The sequence below is a fragment of the Mesorhizobium sp. NFR06 genome (genome assembly GCF_900115245.1).
GTDB lineage: Bacteria > Pseudomonadota > Alphaproteobacteria > Rhizobiales > Rhizobiaceae > Mesorhizobium.
The window spans coordinates 282752-305477 of sequence record NZ_FOVT01000001.1 but is presented as its reverse complement, the minus strand read 5'-3'; the positions used below and the strand labels follow the sequence as shown (position 1 = coordinate 305477).

Annotated in this window: 19 protein-coding genes; 8 read left to right on the top strand and 11 right to left on the bottom strand. The window is 64.1% G+C overall.

Going from position 1 to position 22726, the window contains the following annotated elements; genetic code table 11:
* Window positions 1–86: 86 nt before the first annotated feature.
* From F3H96_RS01430 to F3H96_RS01415, 4 genes are all read left to right on the top strand, one after another.
* Complete coding sequence (locus F3H96_RS01430; RefSeq protein WP_244619892.1) at window positions 87–800, top strand: ABC transporter permease subunit; 714 nt, start codon at window positions 87–89, stop codon at window positions 798–800.
* Complete coding sequence (locus F3H96_RS01425; RefSeq protein ID WP_149790152.1) at window positions 800–1609, top strand: ABC transporter permease; 810 nt, start codon at window positions 800–802, stop codon at window positions 1607–1609. Before F3H96_RS01430 ends, F3H96_RS01425 begins: the two co-directional genes overlap by 1 nt.
* A gap of 112 nt (window positions 1610–1721) precedes the next feature.
* Window positions 1722–2723: an Ldh family oxidoreductase gene (locus F3H96_RS01420; protein ID WP_149790151.1), complete on the top strand. Its 1002-nt coding sequence runs from the start codon at window positions 1722–1724 to the stop codon at window positions 2721–2723.
* A 378-nt stretch (window positions 2724–3101) separates the two neighbouring features.
* Complete coding sequence (locus F3H96_RS01415; RefSeq protein ID WP_149790150.1) at window positions 3102–4085, top strand: complex I NDUFA9 subunit family protein; 984 nt, start codon at window positions 3102–3104, stop codon at window positions 4083–4085.
* Between the two features lie 91 nt (window positions 4086–4176).
* Here F3H96_RS01415 and F3H96_RS01410 read toward each other — a convergent pair whose 3' ends face one another.
* Window positions 4177–5547, bottom strand: a complete 1371-nt coding sequence (locus tag F3H96_RS01410) for a cytochrome P450 (protein ID WP_149790149.1) — start codon at window positions 5545–5547, stop codon at window positions 4177–4179.
* Between the two features lie 175 nt (window positions 5548–5722).
* On the opposite strand from F3H96_RS01410, the gene F3H96_RS01405 reads away from it, so the two are divergent.
* The 4 genes from F3H96_RS01405 (at window position 5723) to F3H96_RS01390 (ending at window position 10241) form a co-directional block, all read left to right on the top strand.
* The gene (locus F3H96_RS01405) at window positions 5723–6304 is read left to right on the top strand and encodes an NADPH-dependent FMN reductase (RefSeq protein ID WP_149790148.1); all 582 of its coding nucleotides are present in this window, start codon (window positions 5723–5725) and stop codon (window positions 6302–6304) included.
* Between the two features lie 253 nt (window positions 6305–6557).
* Window positions 6558–9029, top strand: a complete 2472-nt coding sequence (gene gyrB / locus F3H96_RS01400; protein WP_149790147.1) for a DNA topoisomerase (ATP-hydrolyzing) subunit B — start codon at window positions 6558–6560, stop codon at window positions 9027–9029.
* Window positions 9030–9282: 253 nt separating this feature from the next.
* The gene (locus tag F3H96_RS01395) at window positions 9283–9645 is read left to right on the top strand and encodes a MerR family transcriptional regulator (protein ID WP_149790146.1); all 363 of its coding nucleotides are present in this window, start codon (window positions 9283–9285) and stop codon (window positions 9643–9645) included.
* The gene (locus F3H96_RS01390) at window positions 9642–10241 is read left to right on the top strand and encodes a short chain dehydrogenase (protein ID WP_149790145.1); all 600 of its coding nucleotides are present in this window, start codon (window positions 9642–9644) and stop codon (window positions 10239–10241) included. Before F3H96_RS01395 ends, F3H96_RS01390 begins: the two co-directional genes overlap by 4 nt.
* A 123-nt stretch (window positions 10242–10364) precedes the next feature.
* Here F3H96_RS01390 and F3H96_RS01385 read toward each other — a convergent pair whose 3' ends face one another.
* From F3H96_RS01385 to F3H96_RS01340, 10 genes are all read right to left on the bottom strand, one after another.
* Entirely contained in the window at window positions 10365–11771 is a 1407-nt protein-coding gene (locus F3H96_RS01385) for an NAD(P)(+) transhydrogenase (Re/Si-specific) subunit beta (protein WP_149790144.1), read from the bottom strand.
* Between the two features lies 1 nt (window position 11772).
* Window positions 11773–12195: a proton-translocating transhydrogenase family protein gene (locus F3H96_RS01380; RefSeq protein WP_149790143.1), complete on the bottom strand. Its 423-nt coding sequence runs from the start codon at window positions 12193–12195 to the stop codon at window positions 11773–11775.
* Window positions 12195–13475 (bottom strand): Re/Si-specific NAD(P)(+) transhydrogenase subunit alpha, encoded by a 1281-nt coding sequence (locus F3H96_RS01375; protein WP_149790142.1) that lies wholly within the window; start codon window positions 13473–13475, stop codon window positions 12195–12197. The genes F3H96_RS01380 and F3H96_RS01375 overlap by 1 nt, the downstream gene beginning before the upstream one ends.
* Before the next feature lie 86 nt (window positions 13476–13561).
* Window positions 13562–13786, bottom strand: a complete 225-nt coding sequence (locus F3H96_RS01370; protein ID WP_149790141.1) for an aa3-type cytochrome c oxidase subunit IV — start codon at window positions 13784–13786, stop codon at window positions 13562–13564.
* Between the two features lie 140 nt (window positions 13787–13926).
* Window positions 13927–14076, bottom strand: coding sequence for a DUF3096 domain-containing protein (locus F3H96_RS01365; RefSeq protein WP_149790140.1), 150 nt, complete (start codon window positions 14074–14076; stop codon window positions 13927–13929).
* A 95-nt stretch (window positions 14077–14171) separates the two neighbouring features.
* A complete protein-coding gene (locus tag F3H96_RS01360; protein ID WP_149790139.1) occupies window positions 14172–14933 on the bottom strand; it encodes a hypothetical protein in 762 nt (253 codons plus the stop codon).
* Window positions 14934–15334: 401 nt separating this feature from the next.
* Window positions 15335–17650 carry an EAL domain-containing protein gene (locus F3H96_RS01355; protein ID WP_149790138.1) on the bottom strand — a complete coding sequence of 772 codons (2316 nt, stop codon included), beginning with the start codon at window positions 17648–17650 and terminating at the stop codon, window positions 15335–15337.
* A gap of 146 nt (window positions 17651–17796) precedes the next feature.
* Entirely contained in the window at window positions 17797–21309 is a 3513-nt protein-coding gene (locus F3H96_RS01350; protein WP_280177767.1) for an indolepyruvate ferredoxin oxidoreductase family protein, read from the bottom strand.
* A 170-nt stretch (window positions 21310–21479) separates the two neighbouring features.
* Window positions 21480–22010, bottom strand: a complete 531-nt coding sequence (locus F3H96_RS01345; RefSeq protein WP_149790136.1) for a hypothetical protein — start codon at window positions 22008–22010, stop codon at window positions 21480–21482.
* Entirely contained in the window at window positions 22003–22611 is a 609-nt protein-coding gene (locus F3H96_RS01340; RefSeq protein WP_149790135.1) for a CGNR zinc finger domain-containing protein, read from the bottom strand. Before F3H96_RS01340 ends, F3H96_RS01345 begins: the two co-directional genes overlap by 8 nt.
* Between the last annotated feature and the right edge of the window lie 115 nt (window positions 22612–22726).

Genomic DNA, 22726 nt, shown 5'->3' with positions numbered 1-22726 from the left:
CTTGCCGCTGAACGCCTTGTCAGCGGTCGGACAGCAATACGGGGGCGAAGCTGATCGACGTCTTTCTTCCGGCTTCCGCGGCCGGCATCTTCGAACTCCTGTCGCCCGTGGCGCCCGGCTGGGGCGGCACCCTGCTCGTCGGCTTGCTGCATTCGATCGAGATAGCCGTCGGCGCCACCTGCCTTGGCCTGCTGATCGGCACCGCCGGCGCGTTCGGCAAGCTCTATGGCGGACCCGTGACACGCGACCTGCTGGCCGTCTACACGACCGTGGTGCGCGCGGTGCCGGAACTGGTTCTGATCCTGCTGCTCTATTACGCCGGCACCGACCTCATCAACCAGGTGCTGGCGGCTGTCGGATACCAGCGCGTCGACATCAGCGGGCTGGCGGCCGGCATTTTCGTGCTGGGATTCGTCCAGGGCGCCTATTCGACCGAGGTGATCCGCGGCGCCATCCTCGCCATCCCACAAGGCCAGATCGAAGCCGCCCGCGCCTTTGGCATGGCGCCGGGCCTGATGCTGAGGCGCATCACGCTGCCCGCGATGCTGCCTTTCGCCATCCCCGGCCTTGCCAATCTCTGGCTGATCGCCACCAAGGACACCGCCCTGCTCGCCGTCGTCGGCTTTTTTGAGCTCACGCTTGCGACGCGGCAGGCGGCAGGCGTCACCAAGGCCTATCTGATCTTCTACCTCGCGGCCGGCGCGCTTTACCTGGCGCTGACGCTGTTCTCCAACCTGATCATCGGTCGCGTCGAGGGATGGTCGCGGCGCGGCATGCCCTCCGTCAAGGAGGCGCGCTGATGTCGGCCGAAGCGAGCGCGATCAACATGGCCGCACGCGCCTCGCTGTGGCTCAGGCCGCACCGCATCGTGCTGATCCTGATTGCCCTGGGGCTGGTGCTCTGCGCGGCCTTCTTCATGCGCTGGGACTGGCTGCCGCAATATTGGGAAATGGGCCTGATAGGCATCTGGCGGTCGCTGTGGATCCTCGCCGTCACCTGCGCGCTGGGCTTTGCGCTCGCCGTGCCGCTCGGGCTCGCGCAAGCAGGCGGACCGTTATGGTTCGCCGTGCCGGCCAAGGTGTTCTGCACCATCATCCGGGGAACACCGCTGCTGTTGCAGCTCTGGTTGCTCTATTACGGCCTCGGTTCGCTCTTTCCGCAGTACCCGTGGATACGCGAATCGTGGCTTTGGCCGTATCTCAGGCAGGCCTGGCCATATGGCGTGGTGGCGCTGACGTTTTCCTTCGCCGGATATGAGGGCGAAGTGATGCGCGGCGCCTTTGCCGGCGTGCCGAGAGGCCAGCTCGAGGCCGCCCGCGCCTTCGGCATGAGCCGCTGGAAAATCTTCAGGCGCATCTGGCTGCCACAGGCCTTCTACCGGGCGCTGCCGACCTTGACTGGCGAAACCGTGCTGCAGTTGAAGTCGACGCCGCTGGTGGCGACGATCAGCGTCATCGATATCTTCGCCGTCTCCTCCAAGGTGCGCCAGGACACCTACCTGACTTACGAGCCTTTGCTGCTGCTGGCGCTGATCTATATGACCATCACCGGCATCCTGGTCTTCGCCTTCAGCCGGATAGAGGCTCGGATTCCGGTCAAGATCGGGTAGTGAATGGTGAAGGCAAAATGGTGAACGGTCACCAGATCGCCATGCCCCTGCCCTTCAATGATCCCTGATCTCTCGTCACCATTCACCATCGACCATTCACCAAGGCGTTCACATGCAACTCACTCTCGACCAGGCAACAGGGCTGTGCCGGATGGCGGCACTCGGCGCCGGCGCCAACGAGGAGGCCGCGCGTTCGCTCGCCGCCTCCATCATCGCCGCAGAGGCGGAAGGCCTGTCGACGGTAGGGCTGTCGCATTTCATCGACTATCTGGAAGCGCTCGAAGCCGGCCGCATCGACGGCAATGCCGATCCGGTCATCACCCGGCCGGCGCTGGCCGTCTATCTCTCCGACGCCCGCGGCGGCCTTGCCCATACCGGCTTCGACCGCACGATCGAGGACCTGGTCAAGGCGGCGAAGCTGTTCGGCGTTTCGATCTTCTCGCAAAAGAACGCCTATACATGCGGCGCGCTCGGCTATTTCACCGGACGGCTCGCCGAGCAGGGCCTGGTCTCCTTCGCGGCCACCAACGGGCCGGCGGTGCTTGCCGGCTCAGGTTCGGTCAAGCCGGTCTATTGCACCAACCCGATGTCCTTTGCAGCACCTGCCGCCGACGGGCCGCCGCTGGTCATCGACCAGTCGTCGAGCGCCACCGCCTTCGTCAACATCCGCAAGGCGGCCGAGGATGGCAAGAGAATCCCCGAAGGCTGGGCGCTGGACGCCAGCGGCAACCCGACCACCGACCCGGCGGCGGCGATGAAGGGCGCGATGCTGGCCTTCGGCGGCCAGCGCGGCGCCAACATCGCGCTTATGGTCGAGGTGCTGGCCGCAGGCATTTCCGGCGCCAACTGGTCGCTCGACGCGCCCTGGTTCACCGGCGGGCCGGACAGCCCCGGCACCGGCCTCTTCGTTCTCGCCATCGAACCCAAGCTGCTCGATCCGGACTTCGAGCAGCGCATGAAGGAGCAGCTCGACCGGCTGCGGCGGCGCTACGGCGTGCATGTTCCCGGCCGGTCCCGCGCCGAGGCCGCGGAGAAAGCGAAAGCGCGCGGCATCACCACATCCAAGACGGTGGTGCAGCGCATTTCGGAATTCGCCGAGCGCTATTCGGCCTGAATTCCCGGGATTGAACCTTTTGCCACCCTGCAACGACCCATCCGCGGTACCCCACGCCGTGAGCCGCCTGGTTGGCTTCGTCCGGCTCGCGGTTGGCGGCGCCGCGCCGGGCGTTCAGGGCCGGGGCGGGCGTGCTTGCTTCACGCCACCTTGACACCGTCTCAGGTCAGGCGGCCTCGTTTGCCCCTGTTTCGGCGTGGACACTGCCTGGAAAACCCCGCTTCGGCGGGGTTTTCTGCCTTCGCCAAACGCGGCTGGAGCCGCATTCCGAGCAAGTTCAAAAACAAGGCGGCGGCGACCTCCGGTCGCTCTTTGCCTTTGGCGAGAAACGGATTAAGAAACGGCCTCAGCCAAGCATTTACGCGCGCGGAGCCAGTCATGACCGAAATCCTGCAGACCCCCAAGCTCGTCGTCGTCTTCGGCGGCTCGGGCTTCGTCGGTCGCCATGTGGTGCGGGCGCTGGCCAAGCGCGGCTACCGCATCCGGGTCGCCTGCCGGCGGCCCGACCTCGCCGGCCACGTGCAGCCGCTCGGCAATGTCGGCCAGATCCAGCCGGTGCAGGCCAATGTGCGCGTGCGCTGGTCGGTCGACCGCGCCGTGCAGGGCGCCGACCATGTCGTCAACCTCGTCGCCATTTTGCATGAGGCGGGGCGCCAGAAATTCGGGGCGGTGCATGACTTCGGCGCGCGCGCCGTCGCCGAAGCCGCACGCTCGGTCGGCGCCGGCCTAACCCACATCTCGGCGCTCGGCGCCGACCTGAATTCGCGATCCGAATACGCCCGCACCAAGGCGCTTGGCGAAAAGGCCGTGTTCGACACGATCGGCGACGCCGTCATCTTCCGGCCATCGATCAATTTCGGGCCGGAGGATGCCTTCTTCAACCGCTTCGCCAGCATGGCGCGCTACTCGCCGGCGCTGCCGCTGATCGGCGGCGGCCAGAACAAGCTGCAACCGGTCTATGTCGGGGACGTCGCCGAAGCGGTGGCGCGCTCGGTCGACGGCACGATCGAGCGCGGCCAGGTCTATGAGCTTGGCGGCCCGCAGGTGCTGACCTTCAAGCAATGCATGGAAGAGTTGCTCGCGGTCATCGAGCGCCGTCGCCTGCTGGTGCCGGTGCCGTTCTGGATGGCGAACATGCAGGCGTCGATCCTTCAGCTGCTGCCCAATCCGCTGCTGACCAAGGACCAGGTGCTGCAGCTGCGCGAGCACAATATCGTTTCGGACGAAGCCGCCAAGGCTGCCAGGACGCTTGCCGGCCTCGGCATCCAACCGCAGGCGATCGCCACGATCCTGCCGAGCTATCTGTGGCGCTTCCGCGCCGCCGGACAGTTCCAGCAGCGCCGGCCGATCGCCGACCGATAAGGCAATTCCAGGAAAAAGATGCGCTGCGCTTAGGCTCGGCGGCTTCGCCGTAGCCTTACGTTCGGAAGTTGCGCAATTCCGGCAGCCCCTCTCAAGCCCGACGGGAGACTTGCATCGGCAGGCCGCCCTGCGGCTGCGTGGTCAGCTTCTGCACCGGCCATGGCCGCGTCTCGGGCGTGGCGTCGAAGCGGAAGCGCGACAACAGGATCGCCAGGGCGATGATCGCCTCCTGCATGGCGAAGCTGGCGCCGATGCAGACACGCGGCCCGGCGCCGAACGGCAGGTACTGGAAACGATCGATCCTGTCGCGGTTCTCCGGATGGAAGCGCTCCGGCATGAAGGCGTCCGGCCGGTCCCACAGCTTGCGGTGGCGATGGACGACCCAGGGCATCACCAGCACGGCGGCGTATTTCGGGATGTAGAGGCCGTTCCAGGTTTCCGGCTCGATCGGCTCGCGGTTGATCGAGGGCGCCGGCGGATAAAGCCTCAGGGCCTCCTCGAAAGCGGCGCGGGTGAACGGCATGGCATCCAGCCACTTGGTCGGATCGGGCTCGCGCGCCAGCACTGCGTCGATCTCCTGCTCGACCCTGTCGCGCTCCCAGGGCGCCTCGGCGAGACAATAGATCGTCCAGCCCAGCGCCCGCGCCGTCGTCTCGTGGCCGGCGCCGATGAAGGTGATGATGTTGTCCTCGACTTCGGCGCGCGTCAGCCCGTCCGGCCCCTCGGCCTTGAGCAGAAGCGTGAGAAAGTCCTCCGGTACGCCATCGGGATCGCGCTTCAGCCGCTCCTCGCGCATCTTCACCGTCCCGGCGACGATGTTGCGGAAATAGGCCATGGTCTTGCGGCCGCGGATGCGGGTCAAACGCGGCAGCCATTCCGGGGCCCGCAAGAGATCAAGCGGATCGACCCGGCCCATGGTCTCGAACAGGCGGTCGATCTCCTTGGCGAAACTTCCCGGCTCGCCGGCGATCTCGCCGGAAAACAGCGTCTCGGCGAGGATATCAAAGGTGAGCAGCGTCATGTCGTGGGCGACATCGGTCATGCCGCCGGCCTCGTAGCGGGTGACGAATTCCAGCGTGCGCTTCAGCATCGGCGGGGCGAAGCCGAAGATGTGGCGTGGCGTGAACACCGGCGCCATCGCCTTGCGCGAGCGCTTCCACACTTCGCCCTCGGCGGTGAGCAGACCGTCGCGCAGGATCGGACGCAGGATCAACTGGCGTACCGTCGCCATCTTGTAGTTCCTGGCGTTGTCGATCAGCACGTGGCGGATGAGGCCCGGATCGTTGGCGATGACCAGCGGCCCGCCGATGCCCGTAACCGAAATCCACGGCTCGTTATAGGTATGCTCGCCCCACAGTTCGAGCGGGTTGCGGTAGACGATGCGCATCATCTCCAGCGTCGACGGCGGCTGGGTGCGCGGCTTCGGCGCCGGCGGCACGAAGGGGGCGGGCTTGGTGTCCATGAAGCATGCTCCGCTGACAGCGCCCAATGTAGTGCCCGGCAAAGCCGGCGTCCATGTGACCGACCGCGAGCGCCGCCGCCTCGCCGGAATGTGACCGGGGCCGGCAAATGCCGGCTTGTTGCCGGAGGCAGCTTACTTTAGTCACCAACGGATACTGTCAAGCAAGGAGCCGCACGTGAAGCATCGTCTGGACATCATCATCGGCAGCACGCGGCCGGGACGCGCCGGCCCGATCTTCGGCGGATGGCTCGAGGGCTTCGCGCGCGAGCACGGCAAGTTCGAGCCGGTGCTGACCGACATCGCCGCGTTCGGGCTGCCGATGCTCGACGAGCCGCATCATCCGCGCCTGCGCAAATACCAGAACGACCACACCAAGGCGTGGTCGAAGGCAATCGACGCCGCCGACGCCTTCGTGTTCGTCGCGCCCGAATACAATTACTTCGTGGCGCCGGCGATCGTGAACGCCATCGACTACCTGCTCCATGAATGGCGCTACAAGCCAGCGGCGATCTTCAGCTATGGCGGCGTGTCCGGCGGCCTGCGCGCGGCGCAGGCCTTGAAGCCACTGCTCACCTCCGTCGGCGTCATGCCGATCCCGGAAGGCGTGGCGCTGCCCGCCTATGCGACGCTGCTCGACCAGGACCGCGCATACCATCCCAGCGAGCAGGTGCTGGGCGGTGCAAGGACGATGCTCGACGAATTGTTCCGCTGGAGCGGAGCGCTGAAGACGCTGCGCGCCGGCCTTGCCTCCGAATAGGCCCGACATTGTCGTGTGAAGGCAGTTGCGAAGCCGCACGTCGGCGCGGCTTCCGCGGTCGGACGGGCCCGGGCGTCCCCATGCATGCGCCCAGCAATCTCGTGCTGGCGCGCAACGGCCGCTCCGCGAGCCGGCAAAATGCCCGCAAACCTTGGAAAAGCAACCATTTGCGCCTATATCTAGGACATCAAAACGGCGCGATTCGGGGCCATTTTTCCGCGTCGGATCAGCGACATCAATCAGACAGGTTTTCATGAGCGACCAGACCGAGAGCGCCATTGGCGCGGAAGCCGAGTACGGCGCCGATTCCATCAAGGTTTTGAAGGGGTTGGATGCCGTACGCAAGCGGCCGGGCATGTATATCGGCGACACCGATGACGGCTCGGGCCTGCATCACATGGTCTATGAGGTGGTGGACAATGCCATCGACGAGGCGTTGGCCGGCCACGCCGACCTCGTTTCGGTGACGCTCAATCCCGACGGTTCGGTGACCGTCATCGACAATGGCCGCGGCATTCCGACCGATATCCACCCCTCAGAGGGCGTGTCGGCGGCGGAAGTGATCATGACGCAGTTGCATGCCGGCGGTAAATTCGACCAGAACTCCTACAAGGTTTCAGGCGGCCTGCACGGCGTCGGCGTCTCGGTCGTCAACGCGCTTTCCGCCTGGCTGAAACTCAAGATCCGCCGCAACGGCGAAATCTTCGAGATGAGCTTCACGCATGGCAATGCGGATGCGCCGTTGAAGGTGACCGGCAGCTACGTGCAGGACAAGCAGCCAGGCACTTACGAAGGCCGCAGCGGCAGCGAGATCACCTTCTTCCCGTCGGCCGAGACCTTCACCATGGTCGAATTCGATTACAACACGCTGGAGCACCGGTTGCGCGAGCTCGCCTTCCTCAATTCCGGCGTGCGCATCGTGCTGACCGACGCCCGCCACGCCGACCTGGTGCGCCACGAACTGCACTATGACGGCGGTCTCGAGGAGTTCGTCAAATATCTCGACCGGGTGAAGAAACCGCTGATCGAGACGCCGATCGCCATCCGCGCCGAGCGCGACGGCATCACCGTCGAGGTCGCAATGTGGTGGAACGACAGCTACCACGAGAATGTGCTGGCCTTCACCAACAACATCCCGCAGCGCGACGGCGGCACGCATCTGGCCGGTTTTCGCGCGGCGCTGACCAGGCAGGTCACCGGCTACGGCGAATCTTCCGGCCAAACCAAGAAGGAGAAGGTATCGCTCACCGGCGACGACTGCCGCGAAGGCCTGACCGCAGTTCTCTCGGTCAAGGTGCCGGATCCGAAATTCTCCTCGCAGACCAAGGACAAGCTGGTCTCCTCCGAGGTTCGTCCGGTGGTGGAAAGCCTGGTCAACGAGGCGCTGGGCACCTGGCTGGAAGAACACCCGAGCGAAGGCAGGGTGGTGGTCGAGAAGGTGATCCAGGCGGCCGCCGCGCGCGAGGCCGCGCGCAAGGCGCGCGACATCACCCGCAAGAGCTCGCTCGGCGTCACCTCGCTGCCCGGCAAGCTGGCGGACTGCCAGGAACGTGACCCGGCGAAATCGGAAATCTTCATCGTCGAGGGTGACTCCGCTGGTGGCTCGGCCAAGGGCGGCCGCTCGCGCCAGAACCAGGCGATCCTGCCGCTGCGCGGCAAGATCCTCAATGTCGAGCGGGCGCGCTTCGACCGCATGCTCTCCTCCGACATGATCGGCACGCTGATCACCGCGCTCGGCACCTCGATCGGCAAGGACGAGTTCAACGCCGACAAGCTGCGCTACCACAAGATCATCCTGATGACGGACGCCGACGTCGACGGCGCCCACATCCGCACGCTGCTGCTCACCTTCTTCTTCCGGCAGATGCCGGAGCTGATCGAGCGCGGCCATCTCTACATCGCCCAGCCGCCGCTTTACAAAGTGACGCGGGGCAAGAGCTCGCAATATCTCAAGGACGAAAGCGCCTATGAGGAATACCTGATCGAGTCCGGGCTTGACGAAGCCTCGCTGGTGCTGGCCTCCGGCGAGGTCCGCACCGGGCAGGACCTGCGCAGCTCCGTCGACGATGCGCTGGCGGTGCGCCAGCTGATCAACGGGCTGCACACGCGCTACAACCGCAGCGTCGTCGAGCAGGCGGCGATCGCCGGCGCGCTCAATCCCGACGTGCTTGCCGATCTCGGCCGCGCCAACGCGATGGCCGAGCGCGTCGCCGGGCGGCTCGACATGATCGCCGAGGAGACCGAACGCGGCTGGACCGGCCGGCTGTCGACCTCCAATGACGGCTCGGGCGGCTATGTCTTCGAGCGCACCGTGCGCGGCGTGAAGGATGTGGTGCAGCTCGATGCCGGGCTGATCAATTCGGCCGACGCGCGCCAGCTCGACCGCTACGCTTCGCGCCTGGCGGAAATCTATGGCGAGCAGCCGAGCCTGCGCCGCAAAGAGACCTCGGAACTGCTTTCGGGGCCGTTGGCGCTGCTCAACGCGGTGTTCGCTTCCGGCCGCAAGGGCCTCACCATGCAGCGCTACAAGGGCCTTGGCGAGATGAATGCCGAGCAGCTCTGGGAGACCACGCTCGATCCGAACGTGCGCTCGCTGCTGCAGGTCAAGGTCAATGACGCGACCGACGCCGACTCGCTGTTCTCGCGGCTGATGGGCGACGAAGTGGAGCCGCGGCGCGAGTTCATCCAGGACAATGCGCTTTCGGTGGCCAATCTGGATATTTGAGCGGACGACCAGGCGTTCGAACCGAAGCCCGTCGGCGCCTGCGCCAAGCCAACCGAAGCCCCGGACGGCAGCTCGGCCCTGAGCGCCTCGTGACGAAACGGATTCAGGCAACGTACTTTAGGTTTTATGCATGTCGCTCTCCTAAAACCGCTGCGCACTTTGGACGACATGCGGCGGGGTGAAGATTGCCGCTTGACCTAGAGCTGCTCCAGCTTGGTAGCCTAACGAAAAATCGGCAGGCTATGGGCGACACATGCGTATATCGGAGACGGCATCCGCAAGCGGGCTGAGTATCGACACCATCCGCTACTATGAGAAATTGCATTTGCTTCCGAAGATCGCGCGAGGCCGTGATGGAAGGCGTGACTTCTCGGCGGAGAATGTCGAATGGCTCATCCTGCTTTCGTCATTGCGCGAGACGGGTATGCCCATGGAGCGGATGCGGTACTTTGCGCAACTCTATCAGAGGGGCAACGAAACCCTGTCCGAACGGAAAGCGGTTCTTGTTGACCATGCAGTGCATCTGGATATGCGGCGTGCGGCCTTGGATCGCTGCTCCGAACTGCTTGCCTACAAGCTCAAACGGTATGACGAGATGACAGAGGACCTGTCATGAGAATTGTCGTCGTCGGCGCCGAGGGCGATATTGGAAAGGCTGTCTGCAGCGAATTGGGTTTCCGCCATGAGATCATCAAGGCTGGACGGTCCAGCGGCGACATTCAGGTCGACATAGCCAACCGCGCATCGGTCGACGCCATGTACGCCAGATGCGCCAAGGTGGACGCCGTCATATCGACCGCGGGCAATGTCCATTTCGGATCACTTGGCGAATACACCGAAGAGACATTCATGCTGGGCCTGCGCCACAAGGTCATGGGGCAGGTCAATTTGGTGCTGGCAGGGTTAGCGGTTGTCAGTGACGGTGGCTCGTTCACGCTAACAAGCGGCGTGCTCGACCGCGACCCTATTCGCATGGGAACGGGGGCGGCAACCGCGAACGGCGCGCTCCGAGGCTTTGTTCTCGGCGCGGCGATCGAGATGCCACGTGGTCTTCGCATCAATGCCGTGAGCCCCGGACTTCTGGACGTGTCCGTACCGAGATATGGCGAGTGGTTCCCCGGTCATGAGCCCGTTTCGTCGAAACGGGTGGGGCTTGCCTATGCCAAGAGTGTGGAAGGAGCCATTACCGGCAAGGTGATCATCGTCGAGTAGATCGCAAAAACTCCCAATCAGCTTTACGACGAAATTCTATCCGATCGCAAAATGGGCATTCCACCGACACTCGATTGAGCAGAGGCTGGGGCGCACGCCCGGAGTTCGACAAGTCGATCGGGATCAGTGGTCCATTGCCTTGACGATTTCCTCGGTCATCTTCTTGGCGTCGCCGAGCAGCATCATGGTGCCGTCCTTGTAGAACAGCGTGTTGTCGATGCCGGCATAGCCGGAGCCGAGCGAGCGCTTGACGAACAGGCAGGTGCGGGCCTTGTCGACGTCGAGGATCGGCATGCCGTAGATCGGCGAGGACTTGTCGTCGCGCGCGGACGGGTTGGTGACGTCGTTGGCGCCGATGACATAAGCGACGTCGGCCTGCGCGAATTCCGAGTTGATGTCCTCCAGCTCGAACACCTCGTCATAGGGCACGTTGGCTTCGGCCAAGAGCACGTTCATGTGGCCGGGCATGCGGCCTGCGACCGGGTGGATGGCATATTTCACCTCGACGCCGTTGGCCTTGAGCTTGTCGGCCATTTCGCGCAGCGCGTGCTGGGCCTGCGCGACCGCCATGCCGTAGCCCGGCACGATGATGACCTTCTGCGCGTTCATCATCAGGTAGGCGGCGTCGTCGGCCGAGCCCTGCTTGACGGTGCGCTCGATGCCGTCGTCGGCCTTGGCGGCCGTCTCGCCGCCGAAGCCGCCGAGGATGACCGAGATGAAGGAGCGGTTCATGCCCTTGCACATGATGTAGGACAGGATCGCGCCCGAGGAGCCGACCAGCGCGCCGGTGATGATCAGCGCCAGATTGCCGAGCGTGAACCCGAGCGCGGCCGCTGCCCAGCCGGAATAGGAATTCAGCATCGACACCACGACCGGCATATCGGCGCCGCCGATCGGGATGATCAAGAGCACACCGAGCACCAGCGAGGCGGCCACGATCAGCCAGAAGACGAGCTTCGATTCGGTGGTGACGAGCAGCACGATCAGCACCACCAACGCGATGCCGAGCGCAATGTTGATCAGGTGGCGACCGCCGATCATGATCGGCTTGCCGGACATGCGGCCGTCGAGCTTGAGGAAGGCAATGACCGAGCCGGTGAAGGTGATGGCGCCGATGGCGACGCCAAGGCTCATCTCGATCAGCGCCTGGGCATGGATGTCGCCTGCCGTGCCGATGCCAAAACTTTCCGGCGCGTAGATGGCGGCGGCTGCCACCATGACGGCGGCGAAGCCGACGAGCGAGTGGAAGGCGGCGACAAGCTGCGGCATCGAGGTCATGGCGATGCGGCGCGCGGTGACGGCGCCGACACCGCCGCCAATGGCGAGGCCGAGCACGATCAGGCCGTAGCGGCCCGACGACGGGACAGACGGGATCGCCAAGGCCAGCGTGGTGGCGATGGCGATGGCCATGCCGATCATGCCATACATATTGCCCCGCCGGCTGGTGGTCGGGTGCGACAGGCCGCGCAGCGCCAGGATGAACAGGATGCCGGAAACCAAATAGAGGAAGGAAGCGAAGTTGGCGTTCACGTCACTTTTCCTTCTTCTTGTACATGGCCAGCATGCGCTGGGTGACGAGGAAGCCGCCGAAGATGTTGACGGAAACCAGCATCAGCGCGACGAAGCCGAAGCCGGCGGCGACACCGGAAGCCGAAATGCCGACGGCAAGCAGCGCGCCGACGACGATGACCGAGGAGATGGCGTTGGTGACGGCCATCAGCGGCGTGTGCAACGCCGGCGTCACCGACCAGACGACATAATAGCCGACGAAGATCGCCAGGATGAAGATGGCGAAACGGAAGACGAAGGGATCGATGGCGCCGCCCGACAGCGCGTGCGCGGCGTTGCCTGCGGCCTCGGCGCCGGCTGGCGCGTTGGCCAGATCCTGCACCGCAAGGCGAACGGCGGCCGTCGCCTGATCGAGCTGGTCGAGGGCTTTCTGCAGCTGTTCCATCACGCGGTCCCTTTCGACTTGGACGAAGGCGACTTGGCTGCGGCAGGTTTTTTCGCCGTTGTCTTTTTCGCAGCAGGTTTGGCTGAGGCGCCGGCGACCAAGATCGTAGCCGGGATCGCAGCCGGCTCGGTGCGCGGCTCTTGCGCCGCCTTGGCAAAGTTCGGATGCACCACACGGCCAGCGTCAGTCAGCATCGTCGCCTTGACCAATTCGTCGTCGCGCTTGACGGCAAGCTGTTTCGTCCCCTTGTCGACCATCGTCTCCAAGAAGGCGTAAAGGTTCTTGGCGTAAAGCAGCGAGGCCGAGGCCGCGACGCGTCCCGGCACATTGAGATGGCCGACGATCTTGACGCCGTTTTCGGTCGTCACGACCTTGCCGGGAACGGCGCCCTCGACATTGCCGCCGCGTTCGACCGCGAGGTCGACGATCACCGAACCCGACTTCATCGACGCGACCATGCCAGCCGAGACCAGCTTCGGCGCGGGGCGACCGGGGATCAGCGCCGTAGTGATGACGATATCCTGCTTGGCGATGTGCTCGGCGGTGAGCGCCGCCTGCTTGGCCTGGTAATCCTTCGACATTTCCTTGGCGTAGCCGCCGGCCGTCTCGGCCGCCTTGAACTCCTCGTCCTCGACCGCCAGGAACTTGGCGCCGAGCGACTGCACCTGCTCCTTCACCGCCGGGCGCACGTCGGTGGCGGTGACAATGGCGCCGAGGCGGCGCGCGGTGGCGATGGCCTGCAGGCCGGCGACGCCGACCCCCATGACGAAGGTCTTGGCCGCAGGCACGGTGCCCGCCGCCGTCATCATCATCGGCAGCGCGCGATCATATTCGGCGGCAGCTTCGATCACCGCCTGATAGCCGGCGAGATTGGCCTGCGAGGACAGCACGTCCATCGACTGGGCGCGGGTGATGCGCGGCATGAATTCCATGGAGAAAGCGGTGATGCCGGCCTCGGCCATGGCGGCCACCGCGGCATCGTTGCCGTAGGGATCCATGATGGCGATGACGGCCGCGCCCGACTTGTAGCCCTTCAGCTCCGCATCGGTCGGCCGGCGCACCTTCAGCACGACATCGGCCTTCCTGGCGTCGCCCGCCGTTCCGATCGTGCCGCCGGCCGTGGCAAAATCCTGGTCGGGGATGCGCGAGTCGAGACCGGCACCCTTTTCGACGATCACGTCAAAGCCGAGACCCGCCAGACGTTTGACCGTCTCTGGCGAGGCCGCGACGCGCGGCTCGTTCGAGTCAACCTCACGAGGGATGAACACTATTTGTCCCACCGGACGATCCTTTCGGCTGGAACCTTGATTACGCAAGGCGTCGGCCGGGACGTCCGGCGACGTCGAGGGCAATGGGCTTGGGAAGTCTACCGCAGAATGAGAGTGCCGATGGCCGCGACCAGGATGAACACGATGAGGCCCGAAAAGAAGCCGCCGACGAAGAAGCCGAAGGCCATTGCGATAAGGATGGCGGCACAGACCAGCGAGCCATATTTGGCCAGGCTGAGGAAGCCCTTATAGGTGCGATCGTGCTCGGCATAGTCCATCTGCGCGCCAAGCTCGACAGGACCGGTCGGCGAGTGATCAGCCATTAAGAGTTCCCCTTCGAAAATGCCTCTGAGGCACATAGCGAAAAGCCGGACCAAGAGCAATGGCGCGATTGCCGCACGGTCAGCGACAACAGCCTCAAATGAAAGTTGAAATCGAGTGAAGCCTAAATCGGCGCGGGATTTCAGCTGGCGAGATGGGGGAAAAGGCCGAGCACGCCGACGATGATCAGGTAAAGCGCGACGATGTAGTTGAGGAGCCGCGGCATCACCAGGATCAGCACGCCGGCGATCAGCGCGATCAGCGGCGTCAATGCTAGCGAATGGATGGTCATGTGTGGATCCTTTCCTATGACAGGCGCGATCGCCTGTCAGACTGGGCTGCGGACCGGATAACGGCGCAGCCGGCGAAAGGTTCATGGCCCGCGTTTCAGGCAGCGGTGCGATAGTATTTGGCCGTCGGCACAATCGAGAGAGGCGTCAGCCGGTTGATGGCCGGATTGCCGAACATCAGCCGCTGTTCCATCGGTGTCGACTTGAAAAACGGCAGCCGTTCGAGCGTCAAGCGCATGTTTTCGCCGGCAGGAATTTCGAACAGGGCGATCGGGGCAAGAACGCCCGGAAATTGCTTGGCCTCGCTCCTCTGCACGGCATGGAAGAAACGCGCGTAGAAGGCGGAATGCTCGAGCTTGACCGGCGTGAGCACCGAGTCCTGGCCAAAGTAACAAGAGGCGACCATGGCGATCCTGAGTGTCAGGAAAGGCAGCACTCCGGGTGCCGGCGCGCTGTCGGGATCAGTTGCGAAGCGGGTTCCGTCGATGAAGGTTTCCCCGCGGGCGAGCCGCGGAAGCAATACTTCCGGATAGGCGTCGATCGAAGGCGAGTATGGCTGCTCGCTGGAAATATAGTGAAAGCGCAATGTGGAGACCAATTCACCGTAGCAATAGACGCCGAACCGGTAGGAATTGGGCAGATTGTCCCAGCGATCCTCGAACATCCCGCTGGCGATCGGGCCGCACATGCCGGATTTGACGTAGGATTGATAGCGGAGCCGGTAGATCGCTTCCAGGTCCTCGCCCCCGGTAATGAGGCGATATTCGACGTGCTCCAAGAGCTGCATCATCGTTCGATTGAGCAGCGAGTCGCTTTTAGCGCTGGCGCGAGCCGACGCCCCCTTGTTCGCAGCATCCATTATTTGCAGTCCTCGAATTCCGCCTGCGAATAAGGCTATTCGAGTTGAAATGAGACACAAGCTGAAAATTCGATATCGCTGATTTACCGCTTGTTAACGTTAATGACCGCGCTCCCTTCGCCGATCTTGCACGAGAGAAAAGCAAATCTCCACGCGGGCGGGCAGCTGACCCAGTCCATCGGCTACCAATAAGATCATTTCGAATCCACAGCTGGCCAGAGCCGGTGCGGAGCGGATTATACGGCGCTGCGGCAGTCATCGTTTCATGAAAACTCATGACCGCGCTGGCTTTATAAATACCGCTTCGAGCAGGAGGCATCTTTACACTTGGCCTAGCGCCGCTCCTTGCTTCGACGTCGCTCCGGCCGGAAACGCATTGCGCGCTTTTGGCGGAATTGCCTTCAGCCGGCTGTCCGTTTGGCGGCGATATGCAGGTCCGCGGCAAACGGCCAGGTTACGCTCGACATCGTCTCGATGCCCGAAGCGCTGAGCGCGGCGCCAAAGAGAAAGCCTTGCACGAAGTCCGGCTTGACCGAATGGACCAGCGTCTTCAGTTGCTCGAAGGTCTCAACCCCTTCGATGGTGACCGAAAGGCCCAATGTCCGGGACAGGCCGACGATGCCCTTCAGAAGGTCGAGTGACTGCCGGTTCTGGTTTAGATCGACCAGGAAGGAGCGGTCGATCTTGATCTTGTCGAGCGGCAGCTTGTGGAGATAGCTCAGGCTGGAGTAGCCGGTCCCGAAGTCGTCAAGCGCAATGCGCACGCCAAGCGCCTTCAATTCCTCGATCGATTCGCGCGTCAGCGACTTGTCGTCGAGCAACGCGGTCTCAGTGACTTCGATTTCGAGCCGGTGCGCGGCCAGATGCGACCTGGCCAAGGCATCCCTGACCTTCTGGACGATGTCGCGATTGCGGAAATCCTTGGCCGAGAGGTTGACCGACACGCTGGTCTGGGCCGGCCATTTGGCGCATTCGGCGCACGCGGCCTCCAAGACGAAGGTGCTGATGTCGGAAACGATGCCCATCTCCTCGGCCAGGGGAATGAAGACACTGGGCGAGACCGGGCCGAGATCGGGATGATCCCAGCGGCAAAGCGCCTCGCAACTAGCGATGCGCATGGTGTCGATGGCCACGATCGGCTGATAGACGACGCGCAATTCCCTGGCCTGCACGGCATTGCGCAGATCGGCCTTCATCAGCTGGCGATTGCGGAAGGCGGCATCCATGGCCGCCTCGAACAGCCGCCAGCTGTTCTTGCCGAGCTCCTTGGCCTTGTAGAGGGCAAGGTCCGCCTTGACGATCATGGCGTCCGCGTCGGTGTCCCTGACCTTGGACAGCACGGCGCCGCCGCTGGTCTGGATGCGCAGCCCGTGGCCGGCGACGTCGACCTCGCCTTGTAGGTCCGCGAATATCTGGTCGAGCAGGGTGCTGAGATGGCTCTCGTCCTCGACACGGTCGAAGAAGATCATGAACTCGTCGCCGCCGAAGCGGCTGACGGTGATGCCCGGTCCGGCGATCGCCGCGAGACGCTCGGCCACGGCATAGATCAGCCCGTCGCCGACCGGATGGCCGAGCGTGTCGTTGACGCTCTTGAAGTCGTCGAGATCGAGCACCGCCAGGCCGCAGAGCCGGTCCTGGTCGCCGGAGGCCATGGCCTCGCCAACCAGTTCATGGAAATAGGCGCGGTTCGGCAGGCCGGTCAAATTGTCGTAGCGCGCCATGAAGCGGATCTTCTCCTCCGCCTCGACGCGGGCCGTCACGTCCTCGAAGGTGATGACGCCCAGTTCCTGACTGCCTTCGCGGGCGGAGAATTCATAGTGCTGGCCGTTGGCGAGGGAAACCAGAACCTTGCGGTCGCGGCCTTCGCGCAGCGCGCGCGTCAGCTGCGCTTCGATGTAGCGGCAGTCTTTCGGCGCCAGCATGCCGCCGGCAACGCCGCGCATCAAAAGACCATGGATCGAGCGTCCAAGCAAAGCGTCGCCCGATGTCAGCGACATCAGACGGGCAGCTTCGGCATTGGCCACCGCGACGCGCCCGTCGGGACCCAGCATGACCAGGCCGTGCGACATGGTGTTGAGCGCCCGGTCGAACCGGCGCGTCAGGTTTCTGGCCTGCTTGTGGCCGATGACGGCGGAGAACAGCACGTTGCGGACATGGTCGGCGCTGTTGATGGTGATGAATGTCAGCGGGATGATCATCAGGCCGAGCAGGACCGAGGGGAAATCCATGCGCAGCAGCAGCCCGAGTGCCGCCGGACCGATGAAGGTGACGGAGAAAATCCGCACCATCTGCGGCGAGCCGTAGTTGCGGCCAACGACCGTGACCAATGTCGCAATCGTCAGCGAGGTCGCGGCCAGCTCGGCGAAGGGATCGGGATAAACATAGATCGATATGAAGCACAGCGAGCCGAGCCCGAGGCCCTGCAAGCTGCCTTTAAGGATATAGTTGCGCTCCCACTGCCGGGCTTCCTCGACATCGGCTATGGTGCCACCCGCCTTCAGGAAGCTTCGTATGCCGAAGTAACGGAAAAGGCTGATGGAGAGCAGAACGAAGGAAAAGCCCAGAAAAAGCGGATTGTGCGTCCGCCAATAGATCATGAAACCGAGGATCCAGTAGCAAACGCCACCGATCACCAGCATGTGGGCGTTGTCGAACAACGACCGCACAAACTGGATGTAAACATCCGCCGGGATGTTCTCGGTCTTTGTCCTGCCCATGCCGTTGGCCCAACACTGCGCCTTGTCATGCCACACCCGCCTTAAGAAAGGCTTAGAACGGCGCTCGACCCCGGTTGCAGAGGGTCGAGACACGCGGGACAGACAGGAAATTCAAGGATTTGGCGCACCGTCGACGCGATGCGCGATCACTCCGCCGCCCGGAGGGTCGGCTCCGAAGCGGCCTGGGCCAAACGACCGATCAAGCGCGAGCGCTCGCCCGCCGCCTTCTCGGCGCTGGCCTTCCGGACATGGCCGTAGCCGCGGATGAGCGCCGGCACCGAGGCCAGGGCCGCCGCGGCTTCGACCTTGCCCGGCGCCAGCGCGCCGGCGATAAGGTCAAGATCGGCCTCGTACTCTCTCAGCAGCTGCCGCTCCATGCGCCGCTCGACCGTGTAGCCGAAGACGTCAAACGCCGTTCCGCGCAGGCCCTTCATCGCCGCCAGCAGCCGAAAGCCCTTCATCATCCACGGGCCGAAGCTCGATTTCCGGGGCTTGCCGTCATTGCCGCGCCGGCCGAGGATCGGCGGCGCGAGGTGGAATTCAAGCTTTTCGTAGCTCTGAAACTGCTTGGCGAGATCGGCGGCGAAGGTGCCGTCGGTGTAGAGCCGTGCCACCTCATATTCATCCTTGATCGCCATCAACTTGAAGAGGTTCCTGGCGGCAGCCTCGGTCACCGTGGTCGAGCCGGGGATCGCCTTGGCTTCGGCGGCACGCAACGTCGCCACACGGTCGGCATAGCGGCTGGCGTAGGCGGCGTTCTGGTAGGCAGTGAGGAAAGCGACGCGGCGGGCGATGACATCATCCAGCGTCTCGGCCGACCTGGATGCCGGCTTGCCGGCTTGGCCGACCAGACCGCGCACGAAATCGGGCTGATGCGCGGCGCGGCGGCCCCAACGGAATGCCGCGATATTCATCGCCACCGCTTCGCCGTTCAATTCTATCGCCTTTTCAACGGCTTCGGCCGAAAGCGGCAGGCCGCCATGCTGGAAGGCGAAGCCGAGCATGAACATGTTTGCGCCGAGCGAATTGCCGAACAAGGCGGTTGCCGTGCGGGTGGCGTCGAAGAAATGGGCCTTGTCGTCGCCGGCAGCCGCCCGGATCGCCTTCTTCAGCCGCTCGACCGGCAGCGAGAAATCGGCGGAACGGGTGAATTCGCCAGGCATGATCTCGGCGGTGTTGGCGAGGAAGATCGTGTGGCCCTCGCGCACCGCGCCCAGCACCTTCTTGGCGCCGGAGACGACGAGGTCGCAGCCGAGCACCAGGTCGGCCTTACCGGCCGAAACGCGAATGGCGTGGATGTCCTCGGGCGTCGGGGCAATCCGGACATGGGTGAAGACCGAGCCGCCCTTCTGGGCAAGGCCGGCCATGTCGATCATGCCGCAACCCTTGCCTTCCAGGTGCGCGGCCATGCCGAGCACCGCGCCGACGGTGACGACGCCGGTGCCGCCGACGCCGTCGATGATCGCCGCCCAGCCCTGGCCGCCCATGCGAAATTCAGCCGGCGCGGGCACACCGTCCAGGGGATCGGCCTTGCCCGCAATGCCTTCGGCCTTCCTGATCTTGCCGCCATGCACGGTGACGAAGGACGGGCAGAAACCGTTGAGGCAGGAGAAATCCTTGTTGCAGCTCGACTGGTCGATCCGGCGCTTGCGGCCGAATTCGGTCTCGACCGGCTGGATCGAGACGCAGTTCGACTGCACGCCGCAATCGCCGCAGCCTTCGCAGACCAGCTCGTTGATGAAGACGCGCTTGTCGGGGTCGGGGAAGGTCCCGCGCTTGCGGCGCCGGCGTTTCTCGGCGGCGCAGGTCTGGTCGTAGATGAGGACCGAAACGCCCTTCACCTCGCGCAATTCGCGCTGGACCAGGTCGAGATCGTCGCGGTGATGGATTGTTGTCCCCGCCGGAAAATCGGCCTTGCCGGCATATTTGTCCGGCTCGTCGGTGACGACCGCGATCCGCTCGACGCCCTCGGCACGCACCTGCCTGGCGATCATGTCGACGCTCAGGCCGCCTTCATGCGGCTGACCGCCGGTCATCGCCACCGCGTCGTTATAGAGGATCTTGTAGGTGATGTTGGCGCCGCTCGAGAGCGCGAAGCGGATCGCCAGCACGCCGGAATGGTTGTAGGTGCCGTCGCCAAGATTCTGGAAGATATGGTCGCGCTTGGAAAACGGGGCCTGGCCGACCCATTGCGCGCCCTCGCCGCCCATCGCGGTAAAACCGACCGTGTTCCTATCCATCCACAGCGCCATGAAGTGGCAGCCGATGCCGGCAGCGGCGATCGAGCCGTCCGGCACCTTGGTGGAGGAATTGTGCGGGCAGCCCGAGCAGAAGAAAGGCGTGCGCGAACCGATATCGACGGTGTCGGCGAGCATCGCCTGGAACTGGCGCAGTTTGGCTACCCGCGCGGCGATCTCCTCCGATGGTCCGATGGTGCGCAGAATCCGCTCGCCGAGCGCGATCGCGATCTCGTTCGGATCGAGCGCGCCCTTGGCCGGGAACAGCCAGTCGCCGCGCTCGTCCTTCTTGCCGACGATGACCGGCTGCGTGGCGGTGCCGTAGAGGCTCTCGCGCAGTTGCACCTCGATCAGCGAACGCTTCTCCTCGACGACGACGATGGTGTCGAGGCCGCGCGCGAAGTCGGCGATGTGCTGGAAATCAAGCGGCCAAGGACAACCGACCTTGAACAAGCGGATACCGATGCGGTTGGCGGCCTCCTCGTCGACGCCGATATCCTCCAGCGCCTGGCGGACATCGAGATAGCTCTTGCCGATGGTGATGACGCCGAGCTTGGGATTGCGGCCGCCCGAATAGACGATGCGGTTCAGCCCGTTGGCCTGGATGAAGGCCGAAGCGGCGGCGCGTTTGTATTCATGCAGCCGCTCTTCCTGGCCGAGCATGTCGATCTCGTGGCGGATGTTCAAGCCGCCCGGCGGCATGTCGAATTCGGGAATGACGATGTCGAGCCGCCCGATCGAGGCATCGACCGAAGCCGTCGATTCGATGTTGTCCTTCACGCATTTGATCGCCGCCCAGGTACCGGCGAAACGCGACATGGCAAAGCCGTAGAGGCCGTAGTCGATGATCTCCTGGACGCCTGCCGGATTGAGGATCGGCACCATGGTGTCGACGAACAGGAATTCGGTCGCATGCGCGTTGGTCGAGGATTCGGCCATATGGTCGTCGCCCATCAGGGCAAGCACGCCGCCATTTCTCGACGATCCGGCAAGATTGGCGTGGCGAAAAACGTCGCCGGAGCGGTCGACGCCCGGCCCCTTGCCGTACCAGACCGAAAAGATACCGTCATGCGTGCCCTCGCCCAGCAATTCGGTCTGCTGCGAGCCCCAGCAGGCGGTGGCGGCAAGCTCCTCGTTGAGGCCGGGCTGGAAGACGATATCGGATTGGGCGAGCTGCTTTTTTGCCCGCCACAGCTGCATGTCGAGGCCGCCGAGCGGCGATCCGCGATAGCCGGAGACGAATCCCGCTGTGTTGAGGCCGGCGCGCCGATCGCGCTCGCGCTGCATCAAAAGCATGCGCACGACCGCCTGCGCGCCGGACAGGAAGACGCGCTCCTTGCCAAGGTCGAACTTGTCGTCGAGCGCGACGTCGTGCAGCGTCATCAGGTATTTCCTCTGCGGAGGCGCCTCAAAATAAGGCAGCCAGCGTCGGAGTGGGACGCCGCAGTCTTTCTTCCCTTGGCGGAGAGGTCAAACAAAATCGCAGGGGCCAAGTAACACGCAACAAACGGTCTGGCGAGTGGCCAGGGGCGCACGCAAGATCATGCTAACCGTTTCGTGAAGAACAAAAATTTCGCGCGAGCGCGGACGTTTCAGGTCGCTTTTGAGCAATCCGGCTTGTGCGCGTTGGGCAGCTTGCCATCGGGATGGCCGGCAAGCTCCGGGTTGAGCTCGTATTTCGGCCCGATCACCAGCGGCCGGTCCGGCAGCATCGTCTGGTCCTCGGACGAGGTCATGGTGGTGTCGATGCTCTGCAGCAACTTTCCGCTCGCGTCCTCGATGCGGATCGAGACGGAATAGGGCTTGTCCTTGACCACGCAAGTGAGCGGCGGGCTGGTCAGCGTGATATGCGGCAGCTTCGGCCAGATCTTCTGGTTGACGACGAGCGGGTCGCCGCCGGCCGGATTCTGGAAGCTCACGACCGCGACCTGGCCGTCGACCATCGGCCGCAACGGCCGCAGCGTAATGACATAGGTGGCGATGGCGAGCCGGTAGTTGAACTCGAACAACTTGCCGGAAATGGCAAAAAGCTGGTCCTTGCCGGTGTCGCGGCAGGCGCCGAGCGCGATTGCGGCGGTCAAGGCGGCGCCGACCAGAGCCGAACGCGACAATTTTCTAAGCATTGCTGACCTCCCTCGCCGCCGTCCGGCGGCGATAATAGCGATTTGCCTTCTGGCGGTTGCCGCAAACGGCCATGTCGCACCAAAGGCGGCTGGCGTTGCGGCTGCGGTCGAGGAAAAGCCAGCTGCAATTGGGGCAGATCCTCAGCCTGGCGACCGTTTCGTCTCGCAACAGCGACAGCGCCGAGACGGCCAAAGCCGCCTCGAAGGCAATCGGCGTTCGCGGATCGCCGAAAGGCCGGCCCGGCGTCCCGATGTCGGTCGCGGTGGCGGACAGCCCGTCGGCGCAGGCCGTGAGGAAAGCCGGCAGGTGGCTGGTTGCGACGGCGCCGTTCGACACCGCATGGCGAAACAGGCGATCGGTCGCCTCGCGGATCGAGATCACGGTCGGCTTTATGTCGTGCGGCTCCAGCGCCCTCAGCCGCCGGCCGCCGAGTTCGGAGGCGCGAAAGCCGCTTGCCGCTTCCGCGAAGCGGGCGATCTCGTTCGGATCGTCGAAACGGTCGAAGGTCTTTTGCGGATCGTTGCGCAGCACGACGGTGTTCGCCGTGTCGAGCGCCAGAATGCCGCCGGTGAAGCGATGCGGGGTCCACGAGACTATCATGGTAGAAATCTAACCGATAAAACATGTTTGACAAGTTAGAATCCGAATGTAACGGTTCCAACGGACCGGGACGCTCGGCCCAGAGCGGCTCAGCATTTCGCAGAATCGCTGAACC